A 2,718-nucleotide genomic window follows, 5' to 3' on the forward strand; every position below is an offset into this window, starting at 1 on the left:
TGGGCGACCTCGCCGGCAAGGACAAGCCGACGAACCCCGCCAAGGCGCGCAGTCCATCCTTCTACGAGGGCCAATATACGAGCAACTATTTCGACACCGCCACCGTGCGGGCCGATGGCGACAAGCTGATGCTCGAACTCGGCCCCAAGCCCATGCAGTTCACGCTCGAACACTGGGACGGCGACACCTACGCCCTCACGCCCCGCGGAGAGAACGCGCCGACCGGCTCGCTGTCATCGGTGAAGTTCGTCGGTTCCCCCGGCGGCCTTCGCGCGCGGGTGATGACGGTGGACTATCTCAATGAGAACGGGTTGGGGCATTTTCAGAGGTAGGGGTGGAGGCGTTGGGTGCTCCATACACCCTATGCCGTCGACTCGGACTATTCCGCGTGGGAGCGCTCTAAGTCTCGATCGGGCGGAAAGTGGTCGCACACGGGAGCGGCCGATGCGCCCGCCGGCTCGGTCGTGCCATTTCAAGACCCCGCGGTGTGCTTTTCCAGAGCGACTTTCGCCTATCGGAAGGAGTCGGGCGGATTCTCCCATAGCCGACAGTCCGCGTCCGGCCCCAATCAAGTCGTTTCGTAACCGGCAGCCGCTTGCGGGTAAGGTCCTGATAGGCGAAACTGATTGGAACCGGGAGGGTTTGCCACCTCGCCTCCGAGGTTGGCCGCCGACAGAGTGCTCCGAAATGGACCGCAAGCTCGCCGCCATCCTTGCTGCTGACGTTGTCGGATACTCTGCCATGATGGAGCGCGACGAGGCGGGTACGCATGAACGGGTGCGCGCCGATCATAAGGAACTTTTCGAACCGACAGTAGCGCGTCATCATGGCACTATCTTCAAGCTGATGGGCGACGGCCTGCTGGCGGAGTTTTCTTCTGTCGTCGAGGCGATGGAATGCGCGGTTTGGCTGCAACGTGGGCTGGCCGAGCGAAACGCCTCGTTGCCGAAAGACCAGCGCGTGGAAGTGCGCATCGGCGTCAATCTTGGCGAGGTGATTGTCGAGGGTGACGATCGGTTTGGCGAGGGCGTAAATATCGCGGCGCGACTAGAACAACTTGCCGAGCCTGGCGGCATCTGGGTGTCTGCAAAGGTCGCGCGCGAGGTTGAGAAGAAGCTGGCTTTCGGCTTTCAGTCGATGGGCCCGCAGAAGGTCAAGAACATCTCGGAGCCGGTGGAGGCCTATCGTGTCACGATCGGCGGCAAGGCTAGGCCCAGGCGCGCGAGCCGCAACCGCTCGCGGCTGCCAGCCGTGGCGAGCTTCCTGGTGCTGGTCTTAGCAGCCACAGCGGTCCTGGCGTGGTGGCAGTTCTATGGAACAAAGCGCGAGATAGACCAGGGTGGTATCCCGACCGTTGCGGTTCTGCCGTTCAAGAACATGAGCGGCGACCCGAAGCTGGAGTATTTCAGCGACGGCATGACAGACAATTTGATCTCGATGCTGGCAGGCGTCACCGAACTTAAGGTGCTCTCGCGTAGCTCTACCTTTGTCTACAAGGACAAGCCAACCGATGTCCGCCAGATCGGCCAACAGTTGAACGCGGCCTACGTGATCGAGGGCGGCGTCTGGAAGGAGACGGAGCGGGTGCGGATCACCGCGCAGCTGATCGACACGCGCACAGGCGAAAATCTCTGGGCGGAAAAGTTCGATCGCTCGGGAAGCAATCCCCTTGTGATTCAGGACGAGGCGATCGAACGAATCATTGGCACGCTTGGTGGCCAGCGCGGAAAAATGTACGACATGGAGTACAAGAAGGTCTGGGAAAAGGACACACCGGATCTTGAAGAGTACGACTTCTTCCTTCGATCCAATTTCTTCTTTGGGCAGTTTACGCCCGAGAGCCTGGTAAAGGCGACGGACATAATTCTTGAGGGCTTGGCCAAATTTCCCGATTCGTCGCTGTTATCGTGCGGACTGGCCTGGGATCACGTCTTGGCGGCTGGCCTCGCTTTTGACGATAAGCCTGAAGAGCATTGGCGCATGGCGTCTGAACTGGAAGCAAGGATTCTTCCACGGGCTAACCTCGGACCCGACGCAAGAAAAAGCTGCTTGTGGTCATCCGTCTACGTCACTGCTTATCAGGGGAAATTTGATCTGTCTCTGCGCAGGGCCGACGAGGTGATCGCGCTTTCGCCCGGAGACGCGTTTCTCATCGGCGACCTTTCATCAGCAGCCCGCTTCAGCGGCCTGACTGACAAGGCGATTGAGCGAGCAGAATACGGGCTCAGGAACGATCCAAACTTCGCCGATTACTATCTCGTGATGAAGGCAAATGCCCTGACGGATATCGAAAAGTACGCCGAATCTGCTGCCCTGATCACGAAGGCGTCAGACTTCCAGATCACTGTTCCGCTGCTACGTGCCATCAACGATGTCCATCTTGGAAAAACTGACGATGCACGCAGTGAAGTCCTCAAGGCGCTTGCCATGCAACCGTGGCTTAAGGCCACGCGGTGGCGCGATATGACGTTCCATATCAATCCTGCAGTGATTGATCGACAGGTGGCCGACCTAGTGGCCGCGGGACTGCCAACGAAGTAGTTTCGGTTGGAAGCCGGAGTACAGGCGTGCAGTATCCTTCCCCGTCGTTAGTTGCTTTCAGGATGCACCGATTTGAATGTCAGCTTTGGACCGATAGTGTTGAAGAAGTCGGCGATGAAGCCGTGGATCCACTCGCACCGAAGCGTCTTGATTAAGGTCGACGCGACCTCCTCGCCT

Annotated in this window: 2 protein-coding genes; both read left to right on the top strand. The window is 59.1% G+C overall.

What is annotated here, in order from left to right; all coding sequences use genetic code 11:
• A partial coding sequence (locus NKH16_RS34695) for a DUF3471 domain-containing protein (protein WP_352903941.1) occupies positions 1–332 on the top strand: 332 nt, incomplete at its 5' end.
• 355 nt (positions 333–687) lie between these two features.
• Positions 688–2,541: an adenylate/guanylate cyclase domain-containing protein gene (locus NKH16_RS34700; RefSeq protein ID WP_352838565.1), complete on the top strand. Its 1,854-nt coding sequence runs from the start codon at positions 688–690 to the stop codon at positions 2,539–2,541.
• Positions 2,542–2,718: the final 177 nt, after the last annotated feature.

This window comes from Mesorhizobium sp. M1307 (assembly GCF_040318155.1).
In the GTDB taxonomy this organism is placed as follows: domain Bacteria; phylum Pseudomonadota; class Alphaproteobacteria; order Rhizobiales; family Rhizobiaceae; genus Mesorhizobium.